General features: G+C 67.2%; 19 protein-coding genes and 1 tRNA gene. 12 read left to right on the plus strand and 8 right to left on the minus strand.

The features are described 5' to 3' along the window. The first annotated feature begins 57 nt into the window (after positions 1-57). On the plus strand, positions 58-1233 hold the full coding sequence (locus tag QNN98_RS01610; RefSeq protein ID WP_283996042.1) for an MFS transporter: 1176 nt from the start codon (positions 58-60) through the stop codon (positions 1231-1233). On the opposite strand, the gene QNN98_RS01615 is transcribed toward QNN98_RS01610, so the two are convergent. Continuing rightward, complete coding sequence (locus tag QNN98_RS01615) at positions 1230-2069, minus strand: formate/nitrite transporter family protein (RefSeq protein WP_227925846.1); 840 nt, start codon at positions 2067-2069, stop codon at positions 1230-1232. The genes QNN98_RS01610 and QNN98_RS01615 overlap by 4 nt on opposite strands. 177 nt (positions 2070-2246) lie before the next feature. Between QNN98_RS01615 and QNN98_RS01620 the strand changes: the two genes are divergently transcribed. From QNN98_RS01620 to QNN98_RS01640, 5 genes are all read left to right on the plus strand, one after another. After that, the gene (locus QNN98_RS01620; protein WP_227925845.1) at positions 2247-2993 is read left to right on the plus strand and encodes a response regulator transcription factor; all 747 of its coding nucleotides are present in this window, start codon (positions 2247-2249) and stop codon (positions 2991-2993) included. Continuing rightward, positions 2990-4549 (plus strand): HAMP domain-containing sensor histidine kinase, encoded by a 1560-nt coding sequence (locus QNN98_RS01625; RefSeq protein ID WP_283996043.1) that lies wholly within the window; start codon positions 2990-2992, stop codon positions 4547-4549. Before QNN98_RS01620 ends, QNN98_RS01625 begins: the two co-directional genes overlap by 4 nt. 119 nt (positions 4550-4668) lie before the next feature. After that, positions 4669-5391, plus strand: a complete 723-nt coding sequence (locus QNN98_RS01630; protein WP_283996044.1) for a DUF4956 domain-containing protein — start codon at positions 4669-4671, stop codon at positions 5389-5391. Beyond that, on the plus strand, positions 5388-6197 hold the full coding sequence (locus QNN98_RS01635; protein ID WP_349643197.1) for a polyphosphate polymerase domain-containing protein: 810 nt from the start codon (positions 5388-5390) through the stop codon (positions 6195-6197). Before QNN98_RS01630 ends, QNN98_RS01635 begins: the two co-directional genes overlap by 4 nt. A gap of 10 nt (positions 6198-6207) precedes the next feature. Further along, positions 6208-7848, plus strand: coding sequence for a carbohydrate-binding domain-containing protein (locus QNN98_RS01640; RefSeq protein ID WP_227925842.1), 1641 nt, complete (start codon positions 6208-6210; stop codon positions 7846-7848). Between the two features lie 30 nt (positions 7849-7878). Here QNN98_RS01640 and QNN98_RS01645 read toward each other — a convergent pair whose 3' ends face one another. After that, a complete protein-coding gene (locus tag QNN98_RS01645; RefSeq protein ID WP_283996045.1) occupies positions 7879-8406 on the minus strand; it encodes a GNAT family N-acetyltransferase in 528 nt (175 codons plus the stop codon). A gap of 127 nt (positions 8407-8533) precedes the next feature. On the opposite strand from QNN98_RS01645, the gene QNN98_RS01650 reads away from it, so the two are divergent. From QNN98_RS01650 to QNN98_RS01670, 5 genes are all read left to right on the plus strand, one after another. Next, positions 8534-9820, plus strand: coding sequence for a sensor histidine kinase (locus tag QNN98_RS01650; RefSeq protein ID WP_283996046.1), 1287 nt, complete (start codon positions 8534-8536; stop codon positions 9818-9820). After that, entirely contained in the window at positions 9813-10508 is a 696-nt protein-coding gene (locus QNN98_RS01655) for a response regulator (RefSeq protein ID WP_227912155.1), read from the plus strand. The genes QNN98_RS01650 and QNN98_RS01655 overlap by 8 nt, the downstream gene beginning before the upstream one ends. 41 nt (positions 10509-10549) lie before the next feature. Further along, positions 10550-11362, plus strand: a complete 813-nt coding sequence (locus QNN98_RS01660; RefSeq protein WP_227925839.1) for a DUF1295 domain-containing protein — start codon at positions 10550-10552, stop codon at positions 11360-11362. Positions 11363-11472: 110 nt separating this feature from the next. Then, positions 11473-12207, plus strand: a complete 735-nt coding sequence (locus QNN98_RS01665) for a glucose 1-dehydrogenase (protein WP_227912153.1) — start codon at positions 11473-11475, stop codon at positions 12205-12207. Positions 12208-12307: 100 nt separating this feature from the next. Further along, entirely contained in the window at positions 12308-12937 is a 630-nt protein-coding gene (locus QNN98_RS01670; RefSeq protein ID WP_227925837.1) for a TetR/AcrR family transcriptional regulator, read from the plus strand. Between the two features lie 59 nt (positions 12938-12996). Here QNN98_RS01670 and QNN98_RS01675 read toward each other — a convergent pair whose 3' ends face one another. The 6 genes from QNN98_RS01675 to QNN98_RS01700 all read right to left on the minus strand — a co-directional run bounded on the left by QNN98_RS01675 (position 12997) and on the right by QNN98_RS01700 (position 18974). After that, positions 12997-14154, minus strand: coding sequence for an alpha-hydroxy-acid oxidizing protein (locus QNN98_RS01675; protein ID WP_227925836.1), 1158 nt, complete (start codon positions 14152-14154; stop codon positions 12997-12999). Between the two features lie 64 nt (positions 14155-14218). Then, entirely contained in the window at positions 14219-14866 is a 648-nt protein-coding gene (locus QNN98_RS01680) for a GNAT family N-acetyltransferase (protein ID WP_229958419.1), read from the minus strand. A 52-nt stretch (positions 14867-14918) separates the two neighbouring features. Next, entirely contained in the window at positions 14919-16997 is a 2079-nt protein-coding gene (locus QNN98_RS01685; RefSeq protein ID WP_283996047.1) for a xanthine dehydrogenase family protein molybdopterin-binding subunit, read from the minus strand. Beyond that, on the minus strand, positions 16994-18073 hold the full coding sequence (locus QNN98_RS01690; protein WP_283996048.1) for an FAD binding domain-containing protein: 1080 nt from the start codon (positions 18071-18073) through the stop codon (positions 16994-16996). Before QNN98_RS01690 ends, QNN98_RS01685 begins: the two co-directional genes overlap by 4 nt. Continuing rightward, entirely contained in the window at positions 18070-18690 is a 621-nt protein-coding gene (locus QNN98_RS01695; RefSeq protein ID WP_283996049.1) for a 2Fe-2S iron-sulfur cluster-binding protein, read from the minus strand. Before QNN98_RS01695 ends, QNN98_RS01690 begins: the two co-directional genes overlap by 4 nt. A gap of 207 nt (positions 18691-18897) precedes the next feature. After that, a tRNA-Met gene (locus QNN98_RS01700) sits at positions 18898-18974 on the minus strand. A gap of 93 nt (positions 18975-19067) precedes the next feature. On the opposite strand from QNN98_RS01700, the gene QNN98_RS01705 reads away from it, so the two are divergent. After that, the gene (locus QNN98_RS01705) at positions 19068-19943 is read left to right on the plus strand and encodes an alanyl-tRNA editing protein (protein WP_283996050.1); all 876 of its coding nucleotides are present in this window, start codon (positions 19068-19070) and stop codon (positions 19941-19943) included. The last annotated feature ends 5 nt before the right edge of the window (positions 19944-19948 follow it).

Raw genomic sequence — 19948 nt, forward strand, 5'->3', positions numbered from 1 at the left:
CCGCTAGTGTAACGTTCGTTTCAGTGAAACGAACGTTTAACTGGCGACGGAGGCAATGTGCAGCAGGCGGGGATTCGTGTGCAGGGCGGCGCGGGAGCAGGCGTGGCGGCGGCCGGAATGCTGTTGATTGCAGCCACCTACGGCATGGCCCGTTTCGGCGTGGGGCTGTTCGCCCCGGCGTTGTCAGCGTCCCGGCCGCAGCTCGTTGATGTGCTGGGTTGGGCCGCCGCTGCCCAGTTCACTTCCTATTCGCTGGCGGCCTTGGCTGCCGCCCGGCTGGTGGACCGCTATCCGCGGACGGGCTTGGTGTTGGCCGGCGCCACCGCAACTGCGGGCTGCCTGGGGGTGGCAGTGGCCACGGACCCGATGATGTTCATCCTTGCGGTTCTCGTGGGAGGGCTGGGAGGCGGTTTCGCCTCCCCGGCCCTCGTTCCGGTGATTGACGCGTTGGTGAAGCCCGAGGCGGCGGCCACGGCCCAGTCCGTTGCCAACGCCGGCACAGCAGTGGGCGTGATCGGGGCGGGTGTGGTTGTGTTCGCCGTTCCATCCGTAGGTGCCGCCTGGGTGCTGATGGCCCTGATCTGCGCAGGATCCGCCGCGGCCGCACTGTACCCGGTGCGCTCGCGCAACGCTTTGGCAGTCCGGCCAGGTAGCCAAACCGCACGGCAGGAGGAGACCTCCGGGCCGCTGGCCTGGCGGGCGTTGCTGCTCCCGGCGGCCGCCGCCCTGGTGGTGGGCGCGGGGTCCTCCCTGACCTGGACTTTCGGCCCGCTGCTGGTCACTGGGGCCGGCGCCGTCTCCGGCGGTCAGGTTGGTTGGTTATGGATTGCCCTGGGCGCCGGCGGGCTCCTGGGAACCTTCACCGGCCATCTGGTGAAACGCATCGGGCTGCACAGCGGGTGGTGTGCCTGTGCCGGGTTGCTGGCTCTGGCCACCGCCGCCGTGGGTCTCTCCGTTGCCACGGCCAACACCGCGGCGGCCTACGCCGGCATGGCGGTTTTCGGGGCAGGCTACATGGCAATGTCGGCCGTGCTGATCCTGTGGGCCCGGTCCGCGTGGCCGCAGGACGCCGGGGCCGGCACCTCGGTGCTGTTTATCGCGCTGGCCACCGGGCAGGCGCTGGGGTCCGCCGCCATTGGCGCCGCAGACTGGAGCCCCGTTGCCCTGGCGGCAGCAGCTACCGCGTTTTGTGCCGCCGGCGGCACAGCCGCACTGGTACGCAAGCGCAGCTAGGCGTCCCGGTGGGCGGCGTCGGGGTCCTCCGGCGCGTCGCGGCGGCGCTGTGCCAGCAGCTCCTTGGTGCGCACCAGGCGCAGGGCGGTCACCAGCACCAGGCCGCCCACCATGTTGAAGAGCAGTGTGTAACCGAACCAGCCCAGCCACTGCAGGTAGGTGATTTCCGCCCCGGACTGGAGGGCACCGAAAATCAACAGTGAATCCAGGATGGAATGGAACAGCTGCAGGCCGGCCAGCAGGAATCCACCGATAACCGTGGCGACAATCTTCGCAGGATCCGAAGACGTGCCTTGCTGCATCCGGCTCATCAAGGTGATGGTGCTGCCGCCCAGGATCGCCAGGGCCACGGTTTGGAGTGAAAACGGTGCTTCGGTGAAGTGCTTTGCCGATTCGGCTACGGTGGGCGCCCACTGGGGAAAGGCCTGCATCACAATCCACATAAAGACCCAGCCCCCGGCCAGGTTCGCCACCAGCGTGCCGGCCCAGAGCTTGGCGAGCTGCTTGACGCTGCCTTCCTTGGCCGCAACAGCAGCCACCGGCATCAGGAAGTTTTCGGTGAAGAGCTCGCTGTGCGCCAGGAAAAGAGCAATAAGGCCCACGCTGAAGGCAATGCCGGCCAACAGGTGGTCACCCGTTTCATGCATCACGGCCAGGTATGCCATCACTCCGAGGCCTACTTCGAGGCCGCCGAACACCCCGGTGATCAGGATGGTGCGGAAGGTGCGGTGCAGGCGCTCGGCACCTTCCGTCACAGTGTTCTCGAATGACTCCTGGAGTTCGTCCTCCACGGGCGCCTCGGAGGAGCCGATTTCCCTGCGACGTTCCTCGCTCATATTTGTCCTCTCCGGTGCCGGCCTGTCCTTAGACCATAAGCCTACTGATGAAGTGTTGCGTATTCAGCACAGGTGGCGCACAGTTTCGGCACAGGTTTGGTTCATGCCGTCCCTGCACAATGGTGGTCAGGCCGAAATCCGGGCCCTTCAAGGCACCTGAATCAAAGGACTCAATCCATGGCAGAGCCTTCCACACAGTCCCCCGCGGGCAATCTACCGCGTCTGGCGCATCCGGACGGCAGTCCCATCCGGGCGCTGGTGGTGGACGACGAGACGAGCCTGGCGGAGCTGGTGGGCATGGGCCTGCGCATGCTGGGCTGGACCGTGCTGACGGCGCCGGACGGGCACCGGGCCGTTGCGGCCGCCCGCGAGTTCCGCCCGGATGTGCTGGTGCTGGACGTGATGATGCCGGGACTGGACGGGCTTGCGGCCCTGCAGAAGATCCGCTCGTTTTCCCCCGACGTTCCGGCCCTGTTCCTCACCGCCAAGGATGCCGTTGAAGACCGCATCTCCGGTCTGGCCGCCGGTGGGGATGACTATGTCACCAAGCCGTTCAGCATGGAGGAACTGATGCTCCGCCTGCACCGGTTGGTGCAGCGCTCGGGGGTGGCGGCGTCGGACTCCGCCGAACTGGTGGTCGGTGACCTGGTGCTGAATCTGGAGACGCGGGAAGTCTCGCGCGGCGGGGAGGACATCTCCCTGACCAATACCCAATGGGAACTGCTGCGGTACCTCATGGAGAACCCGAAGCGGGTCCTGAGCAAAGCCCAGATCCTGGCCAACGTCTGGAATTACGATTTCGGGGGCCAGGCCAACATTGTGGAACTGTACATTTCCTACCTGCGCAAAAAGATCGATGTTGGCCGCCCGCCCATGATCCATACCGTGCGCGGCGCGGGGTATGTCCTTAAGCCGGCCGCGTGAGCACATCCGGTGCCCGGTCCGGGAAGGCGCCGGTCCTGCGCAGCCATCCCCTGCGCACCAAGCTCATCCTCGCCACCCTGGCGCTCCTGACTGCCATCTGCGCGGCCATCGGCGTGTTCAGCCATTTGGTCATGAGCCAGTACCTCACATCGGTGCTCGACGACGGGTTGGAGCGGTCCGCAGGCCGGGCGGGATTCCGTCCCGGGCTTCCCCTCGGTGACGCCCAGCTGCCGGAGGACCCGGGCACTGAGGCGCCCGCTCCGGACGGTGCCGGCACCGCCACTGAGGAGCCCTTCCCGGACGGCGCCGGTCCGATGCGCCCCGGTGCCTTGAATGCCCTGTTTGTGGACGGGGAGCCGCGCCGGCCGACGCTGGTGCTCGAGGACGGAGTTGCCGAGCTGCTGAAAGAGGAGGACCTGGATAAACTAGCCGCGGTCAACCCGGACGAGGGACCCGAGGACCTCGCCCTGTCGGCCGGCGACTACCGGGTGGATGCTTTTTCCGCGCCATCCGGGTCACCTATGGGCAACGCCGTACTGGTGACGGGCTTTTCCACGGCCCAGCGGGACAGCACCCTGGCTTCCCTGAACATCACCATGGTCGTGCTGTCCCTCGCGGGCCTGCTCGTGACCGGTGTGGCCGGAACCGTGATTATCCGGCGCTCACTGCGCCCCCTGGACCAGCTCGCCGCCGTCGCCACTTCAGTGTCAAAACTGCCGTTGGCCTCAGGCGAGGTGGAAATACCGGTTCGGGTGCCGCCGTCGGCCGCCGGGCCCGGATCCGAAGTGGGCACGGTGGGACTTGCGCTGAACGGCATGATTGACCACGTCACGCAGGCGCTGCGGGCCAGGCAGGCCAGCGAAATGAAGGTGCGCCAGTTTGTTGCCGATGCCAGCCATGAGCTCCGCACGCCGCTGACCTCCATCCGGGGCTACACGGAACTGGTCCTGCTCGGTGAAGAGGTCAGCGCGTCCGGCAGGTCGGCCCTGGAACGGGTGGACAGCGAGTCCAAACGCATGTCGGTGCTGGTGGAAAATCTGTTGCTGCTGGCCCGGCTGGATGAAGGCCAGCGCGGCGAGCGTTCCGACGTCGACCTCACGGAGCTGGTGGTCGAAGCCACCAGTGACGCGCAAGTGTCGGCACCGGAGGACCAGTGGACCCTTCAGCTGCCGGACGAGCCGGTCATCGTTGACGCCGTCGAGTCCGAGCTGCGGCAGGTGCTGATCAACCTGCTCTCGAATGCGCACAAGCACACACCGCCCGGAACCCGGGTGGAGATCGTGTTGCAGGCGGACGCGGGGAAGGCGACGGTCACCGTGACCGACAACGGCCAGGGCATTGATCCCGAATTCATGGATTCGCTTTTCTCCCGGTTCAGCAAGGCTGATTCCGCCCGCACCGGAACCGGCGGCTCCGGGAGCAGCGGCCTGGGCCTGGCCATTGTGCAGGCGCTCGTGGCCGCCAACGGGGGGACCATCAACGTCGAAAGCAGGCCCGGACACACCCAGTTCACGGTGGTCTTCCCCTTGCCTGGAAGCGGCGGCAGCAGCGCCTGAGCCCCCGCCGGGCGGCCCGTTCCAGGCTCAAATGTGCAGCGCAGGCCCGGCACAGCTTCGGCAAAGCCTGGCGGGGCACAGTGGAAGGTGAACCCGCGCCACCGTTTGGAGAGCAATACGTGAACCTTCTGATCCTTATCGCCGCTGACCTCGCAGCCATTGCCGTACTGACCTTTGGCCTCTACCTGCGCAGGCACCGCCGCCGCGACCTTGTGGTCTCCTACGTTGGAATGAACGTGGGAGTCTTTGCAGTCGCGACCATGCTTGCCGGCTCCACTGCAGGCATAGGACTGGGACTGGGACTGTTCGGTGTGTTGTCCATCATCCGGCTGCGGTCCACGGAACTGGCCCAGCATGAGGTGGCCTATTACTTCTCGGCGCTGGCCATCGGCCTCATCGCCGGGCTGGGCTCGGAGCCGCTCTGGCTGCCCCTGGCACTGCTCGCCCTCATCCTGGGGGTCATGGCGGCCGTGGACCATTCCCGGGTCCTGTCCGCCTACCGGCACCAGAACGTTGTCCTGGACCAGGGCATCGCCGATGAAGCACTGCTTTACCGGCGGCTGGCCGAAGTGCTGGGTGGCCGGATTCACTCCGCCACGGTCCTGGAGCTGGACCTCGTTAATGACCGGACTATCGTGGAGGTCCGGTACGAGGCCGGCCGTCGGTCCGCCGGCACCGGGGAAGTCGCCCCCCGGCACACCGCGGCGCTGCAGGAGGCCGGGCTGCCGGGCGAACCGCCAGCGGGCACCGTCACCGCCGCCGCGGCAGTGCCGGCAACATCGCCGGCGTCTGTGCCCTCCGGTGCTGCGGTTTCCTCCGGAGCTGTCCCGGCGGTCTCGTGAATACTGCAGCAATCCTGACGGAGAGCCTGCGCAGCCGGTCCCCGGTCTCCCTCGAGGAGATGAACGCCTCAGCTGCGCTGCAGACCCGTGTTGACCGCAAGTATGTTCTCGGCGGCCAGCAGGCGGCCGAGGTCCTGCGGGCCCTGCCGGCCAGGTTCCATGTGCTCCAGATGCTGGGCCGGCGGGCGTTCACCTATGAATCCGTCTACTTCGACACCCCGGGACTGGACAGTTACCTGCTGGCGGCGCACGGCCGGCGCAGGCGGTACAAAATCCGCACCCGCACCTATGTCGACAGCGGGCTCAGCTTCCTTGAAGTGAAGACCGAAGGGGCCCGCTCGGCCACCGTCAAGGACCGGGTCCCTTATTCTCCCGGAGACAGCCACAGGATCACACCCGCCGGCCGTGCCTACATTTCCGAAACGCTGCAGGCGGCCATTGGCGCCGTGCCCGCCGGGCCGCTGCTGCCGGTCATTGAAACCGGTTATGACCGCATCACCTTGTTCTTTCCCGATTCCTGCAGCCGGGCCACCGTGGATCTGGGTGTCACTTGGCGGCGTCCCGACGGCACGGCCCGGGTTCTGGACGGCGCCGTCATCCTGGAAACGAAATCCGGGCGCACCGCCGGCCCATTGGACCGCGATCTGTGGGCCCGCGGCATCCGTGCCTGCCGCATCTCAAAGTTTGCCACCGGGATGGCTGCCCTGGATCCATCACTGCCGGCCAACCGATGGCACCGCACCCTCACCCGCGCCATGACCCTGCAGCCGCTGCCGGATCCCGCCCAACCCGCTTCCCGAATGTAAAAGGACACACATGCACCGCCGTTCCGTCACCACTTCAGTGGCAGCCTTTGCCCTGGTCACTTTCCTAGCCGGCTGCTCCGGTTCCGTGCCGGCAGGCTCTGATGCCACCGCAGCCGCGGAAGCGGCACCGTCAGCCTTCGGCCCCACAGTAAGCGCTGGGGATATTGCCGAAGAGACCCACTATGACGACGACGACCTCATCTGGGATGCCGCGGATGAGGTTCCGGTGGCGCTCGGTGGCGCCGAGGCGCGAAGCGGCGTGGAGGTGGACGGAGGCACGGTCACCCTCGCCGCGGCAGGTACCTACCGGTTGTCCGGCTCGCTCGCGGACGGGCAGGTGGTGGTTGCCGCCGGGAAGGAAGACCTGGTCCGCGTCATCCTCGACGGCGTTGACCTAACCAGCAGCTCCGGCTCGCCATTTGTCATCACCTCCGCCAACGAGGTGATGGTGTACCTGGAAGACGGCACCAGCAACACTCTGCGTGACGCTGCTACCTATGCGGACACCGCCGATGATGCACCCGATGCCGCGCTGTATTCCATGGAGGACCTGACCATTGCCGGTAGGGGCACTCTGGCTGTGGAGGGCAATGCCGCGGACGGCATCGTGTCCAAGGACGGCCTGGTCCTTGCCGGCGGCGGCGTCACGGTCAACGCCGCGGGCAACGGCATCAAGGGCAAGGACTACGTGGTGCTGGCAGGCGGCCGCTACGCCGTCACGGCCGCCGGCGACGGCGTGAAGTCCACCAACGACGAAGACGCGGACCGGGGCTGGTTCAGCATTTACGGCGGCGAGCTGGCGGTCTCCTCGGGAGACGACGGGGTCAAGGCCGAAACCCTGCTCACCGTCAACGGCGGGGCCGTCACGGTGTCGGAGTCCGCAGAGGGCATGGAAGCGGCGCACATCGCCATCAACGGCGGCAGCGTTGACGTTACGGCCAGCGACGACGGCATCAACGCCGCGGGCGGCAGCAGCGCAAGCGCAGAAACCGGAGGCGGAGACGTAGGCGGCGGTGTTGCCGGGCCGGCCGGCGGCGAAGGGTCCATGCCGGAACCGCCGGCAACGCCTGAAGGCGGCATGGCGCCCGGCCCGGTGCCGCCGTCCGGAGAATTTCCGGCGGAAGGCCCTCTGGGCCCCGGCGGCGGCGAGATGGAAGTGGGGGACTACTCCATCGTCATCACCGGCGGCACGGTTACCGCAAACGCCGACGGCGACGGCCTGGATTCGAACGGAACGGCCACCATCAGCGGCGGAACCGTGGTGGTGCACGGACCCACCAGCAACGGTAACGGGGCCCTGGATGTGAACGGCAGCCTCACCGTGGACGGCGGGACGCTCCTGGCCGGGGGAAGTGCCGGCATGGCCCAGGCGCCTTCCGATACGTCGTCACAGTCCGGGGTGCAGTTCACCTTTGGTTCCACCGTGGCCGCGGAAACCCTGATCAGGATTGCGGCTGCCGACGGCACGGTGGTGGCATCTTTCACTGCGCTGAAGGACACGGCCAGCGTTATTTACTCCGCGGCGGATATCAGCGCCGGTGCTGCCTACACGGCCTACACCGGCGGGACTGAGGGCACTCTGGACGGAGCGGAGGACGCCGGCACAGCAACCGGCGGCGAGTATTCTCCTGGTTTCGCTCCGGGCTTCTGAGGCAGGGGAGGTACCCGGAGCGGAGCAGCGCTACGCCGGGTCGATCCAGTACCGGCGAGTGCCTTCCCGGCTGTCCTCGTAAACGCCGCCGTTCTTCTCGATAACGGCCCGGGAACCGGCGTTGTCCTCGGCACAGGTGACCAGCACGGGTGAGATGCCCAGCCCGCGGGCCACCGGCAGGGAATCATGCAGGGCGCGGGTTGCGTGGCCCTGCCGCTGGGCCGAGGGACGGATGCTGTAGCCGATGTGTCCGCCGCGCTCGAAGAGGAAGTCATTCAAGATGTGCCGGATGGCGAGGGAACCGAGGAACTCCTCTCCTTCCACCAGCCAGAGGTAGGTGCAGGCGACGAATTCCGGCGGACGGGGTGTTTCCGGCAGCCGGTCTGCCACCAGCCCGTCGACGAAGGCCGCAAAATCCCCGGAAATTTCCGTGCGGACGCGCTCGAGCCGGTTCTCGCCGTACACACCGGAACCGTCCATGTTCTCGCCGCCGAATTCTTCGGCGGCGGCCAGCCAGCTGTTCCGGAAACGGGCATCGGGAGTAATCAGGGTTGCCATTGGGGGATTCTATGACGGTGTAATTCGATAAAGCGAAACCATCCAAATGGACAGGATTCCCAGCCGCCGGGATGAAAGACTGCGTTTTCAACCGAAAGTCGTTTGGGGGCGGGATAGCTTCGGTGCCATGACTCAATTGCTGAATTACACGCGTATCTGGGGTGCCCCAGCGGCTGCCGCAGTATTTTTGGTGCTCTGGATCATCGGGGAGGCAGGCCGGATGGGTGGCGATTTCGCCACCTGGGGCGGGGCATTCCCGCTGCTGGCCTTTACCTTGGCCATCGGGCTTGCGTCACGGGTGGCGTACGCCGCGCTCCTCATCCCCGTTCTGGTCCTCGCCGCGCAGTTCCTCAGGGCTGTGCCGCCATTGGAGCCCAATAGCTGGCCCATTTACCTCGGTTCGGGGATTGTGCTCTTTTTCGTGGCGCTGTCGGGTGGCAAATGGCCGCGGGTGGCAGGAATTGCGGCAGCGCCTTTCCTTGCCGGTGCCATGTCATATCTGATGCTGAACAGAAGTTACTCGGGCGGTGTCGGCTGGCTGCCGGTTTACGGGGCCTCTTGGTACACGATGCGGGATTTCTGGATACTTTATTCCTCGTTCCTGCTGGTGATTTTCGCTGTGGCCTGGCTTGCCGGCCATGCCCTGCGCAGCTGGGAAGAGCGCCGGACCCTGTCCGCCGAACGGACTGCAGCAGTGGACAGCCTGAAGGCCACCGAAGTGGACCTGATCGTGGAACAGGAGCGGACCCGTATTTCCCGCGACCTGCACGACGTGCTGGCGCACTCCCTGGCTGTCATCGCCGCGCAGGCCGACGGTTCGCGCTACCTGGGGAAGAACCAGCCCCAGCCGGTGCTGGACGCTTTGGAGAACATTGCCTCCTCTGCGCGCCGCGCCCTGACCGATGCCCAGCGGGTGATTGAAGGGGTGGGCGACGGCGGTTCCGCGTTGCCCCAGCCCCGGCTGGCGGATATTGACGAACTTCTCGAGCAGCAGGGCAACAGCCTGCAGGTGGAACGCACCGAGTCCGGGTCGCCGGTGGACCTGCCCGAGGGGCAGCAGCTGGCGGTGTTCCGGATTGTGCAGGAATCCCTCACCAACGCCCTGCGCCACGGCGGATCCGGAACGCGCGTTACGGTGCACCTGGACTGGAGTGGTCCAGGGCTTTCCCTGCAGATCGCCTCCTATCCCGGCCGCGCGGCGTCGTCGGCCGGGAGCGACTCAAGCGCGACGACGGCCGGCACCGGTCGCGGTATTGCCGGCATGCGCGAACGTGCCCACCTGGCCGGCGGCTGGCTCACGGCCGGCCCGGACGGGGAAAGCTTCCGGGTGAGCGCGTTCCTGCCCTACGGATTGGCGCTGAGCGCACCGGGCGCTGAGATTTATGCCGCGGAACTGGTAGGCGCAGATGAGTGAACCGGGCGGAGGTGCTGCGGAGGAACCGATCCGCGTGGCCCTGGTGGATGACCAGCCGCTGTTCCGTGCGGGAATCCAGATGCTGGTGCGCTCGCAGCCCGACCTCGCCTACTGCGGCGGCGCCGGTGACGGGATGGAAGCAGTGGAACTGGCTGAAACAGCCCGTCCGGACGTGATGCTGATGGATCTGCGGATGCCGGTGGTGGACGGGATTACTGCCACCCGGCGGATCATGGCTGACGCCGACGCAGCCGGCCGGGACCGGCCCAAGGTGATTGCACTGACCACCTTCAACCGGGACCAGGCAGTGGTGGAAGTGATCCGCGCCGGCGCCAGCGGTTACCTGCTCAAAAGCGCCGAACCGGAGTTCCTGCTCTCGGCCATCCGCACGGTGTACGCAGGCTATTCAGTAGTGGCGCCGGGTTCCGCACATGACCTGTTTGCGCACCTGACCCGCAGCGCTGACCCGCCGGAACCGGACCTGGCAGCCATCGCCGAGCTGTCGGCGCGGGAGAAGGACGTGTTTGTGCTGGTGGCCAAAGGCCTCAGCAACGCGGACATAGCCGCCAGTGTGTTCCTCTCCGAGGCCACGGTCAAAACGCACATTCGCCGCATTCTGGACCGGCTGGGCCTGGCCACCCGGATCCAGCTGGTGGCGTTCGCCTACGAGCACCGGCTCATGGGCTGAAGGGCTCCCGCCAAGGGCAGCGCCCTGCGTATCCTCCTCCTATGGACCCGGTACGCGTCTGTCTCTGGATTTTCGCCGCCAGCACCGCCGGCACGTGGCTGCTGTCCCTGGCCACGCGGGAATACTCGTGGACAGACCGTATTTGGTCGCTGACCCCGGTGGCCTATGTGTGGGTGTTTGCCGCGGCATCCGGTGCAGCCGCCCGTGTGGTGCTGATGGCGGCGCTGGTGACCCTGTGGGGCGCCCGGCTGACCTTCAACTACGCCCGCAAGGGCGGGTATGCCCCGGGCGGAGAGGACTACCGCTGGGGCATCCTTCGCCGCCGGCTGCGGCCCTGGCAGTTCCAGCTGTTCAACCTGGGGTTCATCAGCATCTACCAGAACCTCATCATCTGGCTGATGACCCTTCCGATCCTTACCGTCTACCGGCACCCCGGGCCGCTCACCGGGTGGGACGGGGTGCTGGCGGTGCTGTTCCTGGCCGCCCTCGCGGGGGAGACCATCGCGGACCAGCAGCAGTGGAATTTCCAGCAATGGAAAAAAGCCCGGCGCGCCGCCGGACAGGAATCGGGCCCCGGCTTTCTGCAGACCGGCCTGTTCCGCTTCTCCCGGCATCCCAATTTTTTCTTTGAACAGGCCCAGTGGTGGCTCTTCTACGGTTTTGCCGTTGCCGCCGCGGGTTCCTGGCTGCACTGGACCCTGGCCGGTCCGCTTCTGTTGAGCGCGCTGTTCGCCGGTTCCACCGCCTTCACCGAGAGCATCTCCCGCGCCCGCTACCCTGCCTACGCCGGATACCAGCAGCGGACCTCGGCGCTGGTTCCGCTGCCGCCCCGCGGCCCCCGCCCGGCCGTTTGAGGCATCCAACCCCGGCTGTACTGTCAGTCACATTCGTCTCATTCGGGAATGCAAATTTCTTCTACAGGTGTTGAATAAGGCAGGATTGAAACACTTAGAAGGAGAAAGACATGGGACGCGTAAGCGGCAAAGTAGCCCTCATCAGCGGAGGGGCCCGCGGCATGGGCGCCTCGCACGCACGCCTGCTGGTGGCTGAGGGTGCCAAGGTCGTTATCGGCGACATCCTCGACGAGGATGGCCGGAAGACGGCCGAAGAGCTTGGTGACGCCGCCCGCTACGTGCACCTGGATGTCACCAACGCTGCCGACTGGGACGCCGCGGTAAACACCGCCGTCACCGAATTCGGCGGACTGGACGTGCTGGTCAACAACGCCGGGATCGCCAACTTCGGGCACATCGAGGATTACAGCTTCGAGCAGTGGAACACCATTGTGAACATCAACCTCAACGGCGTGTTCCTTGGCATCAAGTCCGCCATCCCGGCACTGAAGGAATCCGCGGGCGGATCCATCATCAACATCTCCTCCACAGCGGGCCTGCAGGGCTTCGTGGAGCTGCCGGGTTACACCGCCACCAAGTACGCGGTGCGCGGCCTGAGCAAGTCTGCTGCTCTGGACCTTGGCAAGTACGGCATCCGCGTGAACTCGGTGCACCCGGGCGTCATCAAGACGCCCATGACGGAAGGCATGGAGAACCCCATGAACCACGTCGCCCTGCACCGCATGGGCGAGGCGCAGGAGGTCTCCCAGATGGTCCTGTTCCTGGCCAGCGACGATTCCAGCTTCTCCTCCGGGGCGGAATTCGTGGTTGACGGCGGCGAGACCGCAGGACTGGCCAACTACTAGGCCTGCTCCACAACAAAAGCTTGCGGCGTCCCCCAGCGCCGCGGCATCGAAGGGTCCTGCTTTGGCAGGGCCCTTCGGTGTATCTGCGAAGATTAATTTCATGCCAGCACCGGAAGACCCCAAGCCGCTACGGCGGCACTCCCCGGAAGAACCCCGGACTGCCCGCACCCGCGAAGCGCTTGAAGCAGGCCTCTGGGAGCTGCTCCGGGAGCATGAACTGGCAGACATCAGCGTGTCGGCGCTCTGCCGCCAGGCAGGGGTGCACCGCACCACGTTCTACGGCCATTACCGGAACATTTTCGACTTTGCCGCCTCCGTATACGCCGGCGTGGTGGACCGGCTGGGCACCGTGGACCTGGACCAGCGCGGGACTGGGCGGACTGTCGCGGAGATCGGGGACCTTTACGTAGAGTCCATCCGGCAGATCCTGCGGCACACCAAGGATGAGCAGCGCGTCTACCGGGCCCTGTTCCATACGGAGACGTTCCTGGGCGTCCTCGTCGAGGACCTGCGGTTGCGGATTCTCCTGGCACTGCACGTCTGGCAGGCGCACGAGGTGTTGCCGGACATCAATCTGGAGGCCACGGCGGGATTTTTGGGCGGCGCCTACGCCTCCTGGTTTGAGCAGTGGGTCATCAGCGACGACGACGACGCCGAAGCCTGGCTGGCCTCCCTGCGGAACCTGCTGCCTTCCTGGTGGCCGCGGGACGGTTTCCCGCAGGCGGGTTAGCCCCGCCCGCGGTAACTGCCATCGGCACCGTCCCGGCGGCCAGCAGCTGCACCGGCCCCCTAGGCCCGGTGCAGGGCTCCCCTCAGCGAGGCGAGGTCCGGGTAGCCGTTGACGGCCATGGTGAGGTCCGCCTCAGCCAGCAGGCTGCGCATCACATGCGTTACCCCGGCCTGTCCGCCCACGGCCAGCCCGTACACGTACGGCCGGCCGATCCCCACGGCGGTGGCCCCCAGGGACAGTGCACGCAGGGCATCCACCCCGGAACGCACCCCTGAATCAAACAGCACCGGGGCGCCGTCGGCCGCTTCCACCACGCCGGGCAGGCAGTCGATGGCGGGGATGCCGCCGTTGGCCTGGCGGCCGCCGTGGTTGGAGCAGTAGATGCCGTCCATCCCGCCGTCCAGGGCGCGCCGGGTGTCCTCCGGGGAGCAGATGCCCTTGAGCAGGATCGGCAGCTTGGTCAGGGAGCGGAACCACGCCAGGTCCTCCCAGGTCATGGTGGGATTTCCGAACAGGGATGCCCACAGCATCACGGCGGCGGCGGGATCGGCGGAGCCCTGCTCGGCCAGCAGCTTCCGGAAGCGGTCGTCCGTGAGGTAGTTGGCCAGGCACTGGCCGGAGAGCATCGGCAGGTAGGCGGCGCTGAGGTCGCGCGGACGCCAGCCGTTGACCCAGGTGTCCAGGGTGATCACGATGCCCGTGTAACCGGCTGCTTCGGCGCGGTGCACCAGGCTCTCGGCCAGTTCCCGGTCTGCGGGCGGGTAGAGCTGGAAGAATCCGGGTGTTTCACCGGCCGCTGCGCGGACCTGTTCCAGCGGTGCGGAGGCGAGGGTGGAAGCCACCATCGGTATGCCCAGCTCGGACGACGACGCCGCGGTGGCCAGGTCGCCGTCGTCGGCCACTGCGCCCAGCACGCCCACGGGCGCGAAGAACAAGGGTGAGGGCAGATGATGCCCGAACAGGTCGATGCCCAGGTCCCGCTGTGCCGCGCCCACGAGCATCCGGGGCATGATGCCCAACCGCTCGAAGGCTGCAACATTGGCCCGCTGGGTGTGTTCATCGCCGGCGCCGCCGGCCACGTAGCCCAGGACCCGCGGATCCATGACGGTCTGCGCCAGTTCCTCCGTGGCGGCAAAGCCCATCGGCAGCCCGGGAAGTGTTCCCCGTGCTCCGTTCATGTAAATGCCCAGCTGATAGTCGCCGAAGTTAGCGCTCACGATTGTTGTCCCCGTTTCATCTCATTCGCGGCGCCGTCGCCGGAATGCTCCTGTGGCGGAAATGCTACTCCCGGGCGCTCTTGGCAGCGGCGCGACCCGCTGGGCCGGCGAACCGGTCCAGCCTTTGTTCGAGCCCCGCCCGGACCTGCGGCCATTCCTCCGCAAGGAGCGAATACACGGCCGTATCCCGCCAGCTGCCGTCGGCGCGGCGCCGGTCCCGGCGGCGGATGCCTTCGAACGCCGCGCCGATCCCGCTGATGGCGGCCCGGGACCGCTCGTTGCGGGCGTCCGCCTGAATGGTGATGCGGCCTAATCCGGCCGCGAAGGCATGTCCCAGCAGCAGGAGCTTGGTCTCTGGGTTCACGGCGGTGCCCCAGACGGAAGGCGAATAGGCAGTCCATCCCAGTTGGGCCGATTCCGTGTGCAGCTCCAGGTCGGCCAGGCTGCTGGTGCCCACCACCGTGCCGGCGTCCGTCCCGGCCAGAAGGCGGACCGCAAAGGGCAGTTCATTCCACCGGTAATACCTCCGCGCCCACTCAGTGAACCCGTCTAAATCCTCGCGGAGCCCCGCCGGGCCGCCGCCGTAGCCGCCGGCAAACACCTCGGGCACCGCAATGGCCCGGTACAGCTGGGGCAGCAGGTCAGCGGTCAACGGTTCAAGCCGGACAAACCGGCCCGCGAGGACGGCGGGAAGGGGACGCACGGCAGTCATGGGCGTCAGTTTGGCACACCGCAGGCCGGCTGCGGCGCCACGCACCGCTTCGCTACGCCAGGAACTTGTCAGGTGTCAGGGGCAGGTCCCGCACCCGGACGCCGGAGGCGTTGTAGGCGGCGTTGGCGATGGCCGCCGCGCTGCCCACAATCCCGATTTCCCCGATGCCCCGGGCGCCCAGCGGGCCGGCGTGCTCGTCGTCGTCCTCAATCCACAGGGCCTCCATGTCCAGCACGTCCGCGTTGGTGGGGATGTGGTATTCGGCCAGGTCGTGGTTGACGAAGATGCCGAACCGCGGGTCCATGACGCCCGCCTCGTGCAGCGCCATGCCCAGGCCCATGGTCATGGCGCCGAGGAACTGGGACCGGGCCGTGCGGGGGTTGATGATCCGTCCGGCGGAGAAAACCCCGAGCATCCGGGGCACCCGGATTTCCCCCGTATCGGCATTGATGCGCACCTCGGCGAAATGCGCGCCGAAGGAGTAGAGGGCGAACTCCTGTGCTTCGGCGTCTTCGGGCGGCTGCGCCTCGGTGGCGGCGCCGGAGGAGGGGTGCTCGCCGTGGTCCGCCCGGAATGCGCGGGCGGCGGCGATGATTGTGCCGCCCCAGCTGGCCGTGCCGGAGGACCCGCCGGCCACGCTGGCGACCGGGAAACGGGTGTCGCCGATTCCAAGGCGGATCCGGTTCACCGGCACCCGCAGCGCGTCGGCGGCTATTTGCGTCAGCGCCGTCCAGGATCCGGTGCCGATGTCCGCAGCGCCTATCTGCACGGAGTAGATCCCGTCCTGCTCATAGCCGATCCGGGCGGTGTTGGACGGCTGGCGCATAAAGGGATAAACGGCGCTGGCGGTGCCCATGCCCACCAGCCAGCCGTCCTCCTGCACGGAGCGGGGCCGGGTGACCCGCCGGTCCCAGCCGAACCGTTCCGCGCCCAGCTCGAAGCACTCCAGCAGATGCCGGCTGGACCAGGGTTTGCCGGTTTCCGGGTCGGTGTCCGGTTCATTGCGCCGGCGCAGTTCAATCGGGTCCAGTCCCGCTGCGGCCGCGAGTTCGTCCATGGCCACTTCGGGACCGAACATTCCGGGGCACTCGCCGGGAGCCCGCATCCAGGACGGCACCGGGATATCCAGCGGCGCCAGGCGGGTGGTGGTGCGCCGGTTGGGGGCGGCGTACATCATCCGGAACGGGGCAGGGGTCTGCTCGGCGAATTCCTTGATCCGGGAGGTGTGTTCCACGATGTCCAGGGACATGGAGGTGAGCCGGCCGTCGTCGGCGGCGCCAAGCCGGATGTGCTGGATGCTGGGGGTGCGGTGGCTGGTCAGTGAATACATCTGCTGGCGGCTGACCGGGAATTTCACCGGCCGCCCGTCCGTGCACTGCGCGGCCAGGGCGGCCATCACCACGTGTACGTGCGGCATCCCCTTGGACCCGAAGCCGCCGCCCACGTGCGGGGCGATCACCCGCACCTGGCCTTCGTCAAGGCCCAGGACCTGCGCCAGGGTGCCCTTCACCGTATGCACCCCTTGGGTGGAGTCCCAGAGGGTCAGGGTAGCGCCGTCCCACTGCGCCACGGTGACGTGCGGTTCCAGCGGATTGTTGTGTTCGGGCGGGGTGGAATAGGTTTGGTCGATCTTCAGGGCTGCCGTGTCGAAGGCGGACTCCGCGTTGCCTTGGCTGCTGTCCGTGGGCGTGCCGGCGTTGAGTTCCTCAGGCGCGTAGAGCGCCGGGTCATCAGCGCGCAGCTGGGCGGAAAACGGCTCCGCTGCGTACGTCACCTTCACGGAGTCGGCCGCCTGCCGCGCGGTTTCCGGGGTTTCCGCCAGGACAGCGGCCACGATCTGCCCGCGGTAGCCCACGCGGGTGTCCTGCAGGACGGCCAGTTCGCGGTCAGAGGTGTCCGCCAGACGAGGCGCTGTTTCAGCGGTGAGCACGGTCAGGACCCCGTCCAGCGCCTCTGCTTCGGCGGTGTCCACACGCTCCACCCGGCCGCGTGCAATGGTGGAGAGGACGGGGTACAGGTGGACGGGGTTCTCTACCGGCTGCTCATACGCGTACGGGGCGGTACCGGTGACCTTGAGTTCGCCGTCGAGCCGTTCAAACGGCGTACCAATGGCGGAGGCGGGCATGGTCATGGGGTTTGCTCCTCCCAGCCGGCATCTTCCGGGCCGTCCGGACCTTCCGGATGGTCGGTTCCCGCAGCGCCCGCGTCCGGTGCGGGCAGCCCGGCCAGGTCCCGCAGGACGGCGGCCATGGTGTTGCGGACCATCGGTACCTTGAAGCCGTTCCCCCTCAGCGGCCGCGCCTGGGCCAGTTCGGCGTCCGCCGCGGCACGGAAGGCGGCGATCGTGGCCGGCGCCCCGCGCAGCACCGCCTCGGCCTGCAGTGCACGCCAGGGTTTGTGCGCCACCCCGCCCAGGGCAATGCGGACGTCGCGGATAACCGGTGGATCCGCTCCGTCGTCCTCCAGTTCCAGTGCCGCGGCCACGGAGACCAGGGCAAAGGCGTACGACGCGCGGTCCCGCACCTTGCGGTAGGCGGAGCGGGCGGGTGCCGGGGGCAGCTCGACGGCGGTGATCAGCTCTCCGTGCTCGAGCACGGTATCCCGTTGCGGCTCGTTGCCGGGCAGCCGGTGGAACTCGCTGAGCGGAAGAATCCTTTCACCGGCCGGACCCAGGACCACCACCGAAGCGTCAAGGGCAGCAAGGGCCACAGCCATGTCGGAAGGATGGGTGGCTATGCACTCCTCAGACGCGCCGAGGATGGCGTGGTAGCGGGTGTAGCCGTCGACGGCGGAGCATCCGGTGCCGGGTTCGCGCTTGTTGCACGCTGTGGTGGGGTTTTGGAAGTACACGCAGCGGGTGCGCTGGAGCAGGTTTCCGCCGGTGGTGGCAAGGTTGCGCAGCTGCCCGGATGCGCCGGCAAGCAGTGCCTGGGCCAGGGCCGGATAGCGGCTGCGGACAAATGTGTTGGCCGCGAGGTCCGCGTTGCGGACATTCGTGCCGATCCGCACCCGTCCGTCCTCCTGCACGTCCACGGTGTCCAGCGGCAGCCGGCTGATGTCCACCAGCAGTGTCGGATCGGCAATGCCCAGCTTCATCCGGTCCACCAGGTTGGTGCCGCCGGCGAGGAAGGCGGCGTCCGGGTTGGCGCTGACCAGGGCGACGGCGGCGGCGGCGTCCTCCGCGCGGCGGTAGTCGAAGGGAATCATGACCGCTCCTCCCTGTGGGAGGGCATGGATTCCGCAGTGGGAGAATCCTCCACGGCGGGTTCCGCCGGATCGGGTACGCCGCCTCGCCGGGCGGCGGCTGCCTCCGCGGCCTGCTTTACTGCGGCCACGATGTTTACGTAGGCGCCGCAGCGGCAGAGGTTCCCGCTCATGCGCTCGCGGATCTCCGCGTCACTGAGCTCAATCCCGCCCTCGGCCTGCAGGTCTTCAGTGGCGGTGGAGGGGTGCCCGGCCGCGGCCTCTTCGATGATGCCTGCAGCTGAGCAGATCTGGCCGGGGGTGCAGTAGCCGCACTGGAACGCGTCCTGCTCCAGGAAGGCCCGCTGGACGGGGTGCAGACCGCCGTCGGGCGTACCGCCGGCCAGGCCCTCCGCAGTGACGATGTCAGCGCCCTCGTGGGCCACCGCCAAGGTGAGGCAGGAGTTGGCGCGGCGTCCGTCCAGCAGCACAGTGCAGGCCCCGCACTGGCCGTGGTCACAGCCTTTCTTGGGGCTGGTGACGCCCAGCAGGTTCCGCAACGCGTCCAGGACCGTGGTGCGTGTATCCACCGTCAAGGTGCGTGGTGTGCCGTCCACCAACAGGGTTATCCGGGCTTCCATAAGAGTGTGCCGCCTCTCCCGTTGACGGATCGTTTCTGCAACTTACCGGAAGGGGAGGGAATGGAACAACCAAAAGGCGCTGCCAACGGTGGGTGGACCGAGACCCCAGTGCCGGGGATCCGCTATCCCAGGGGGGGCAGTCCGCCCCCCGCGGCTGGCCAAACACAAAAGATCCCGATCCGGGAATCCGGATCGGGATCTTTTTATTGGTTGCGGGGGCAAGATTTGAACTTGCGACCTCTGGGTTATGAGCCCAGCGAGCTACCGAACTGCTCCACCCCGCGGCGTGGTTATGACTTTACCGCACATTCTCCCTGCCGCGTAATCCTGTGCTCCTGTTCACATTTGCGGCCGGTCCGCTTCGGTAGGGTGGGCCGATGACTATGCCTACCGCTGATACCGCCGTCACCTACCCTGCAGGCGCCCTCACCGGCGCCGGAACGGTTCTGCACACCGAGACCCTCCCGGACGGGCGGCTGGCGGTCCTGGTGGATGCCACACCCGTGCATCCGGTGGATGCGGGATGGCCGGACCAGGGACCGGACCGGGCAACGCTGACGACGCCGGAGGGTACCGAGGTACCGGTGGCCGACTGCATTGTGGGCGCCACCGACGGCAGCACACTGTTCCTGGGGCGGGATATTCCGGTCCGGAAAGGCACGGAGGGGTGGGCTTTTACGGTGGTGCACATCCTGCCCGCCGGGACCGTCCTCGCCGAAGGCGCCGAGGTTCGGTTCCGGGTCGATGAAGGCTACCGGGCGGGGATCTCCGCCGGACATACCGCCTGCCACCTGGCGTCCCTGGCCCTGAACCGGCAGCTGGCCCACGGGTGGAAGAAGGACGTCCAGCCCGACGCCGCCGGCAACCCGAACTTCGACGCGCTGGCTGTTGAAACCACTGCCATCAGGGAATTCGGCTCGCGGGACGTGTACCGGCTGGGGAAGTCGCTGCGCCGCAAAGGTTTCCAGTCTGAGGCTCTGCTGGCGGACATGGCTGCCGTTGAGGCCGGCGTGAATGCGGCCCTTGCGGCGTGGACAGCGTCCGGAGCGAAGGTGCGCATTGACCGGGAATCGGAGCTGCTCACCGGAATGCGGCGCTGGGTATGCGAACTTCCCGACGGAACGGTCAGCATGCCCTGCGGCGGGACCCATCTGTCTTCCCTGGCGGACATATCGGGTATTACCGTCCGGCTGACTTCCGAAACGCTCGACTGCGCCGTCGAAGTGGTGATGAATACTTACGTTTCCGCGTAGCTGAT

The organism is Arthrobacter sp. zg-Y1143 (assembly GCF_030125565.1).
Lineage (GTDB): Bacteria > Actinomycetota > Actinomycetes > Actinomycetales > Micrococcaceae > Arthrobacter_B.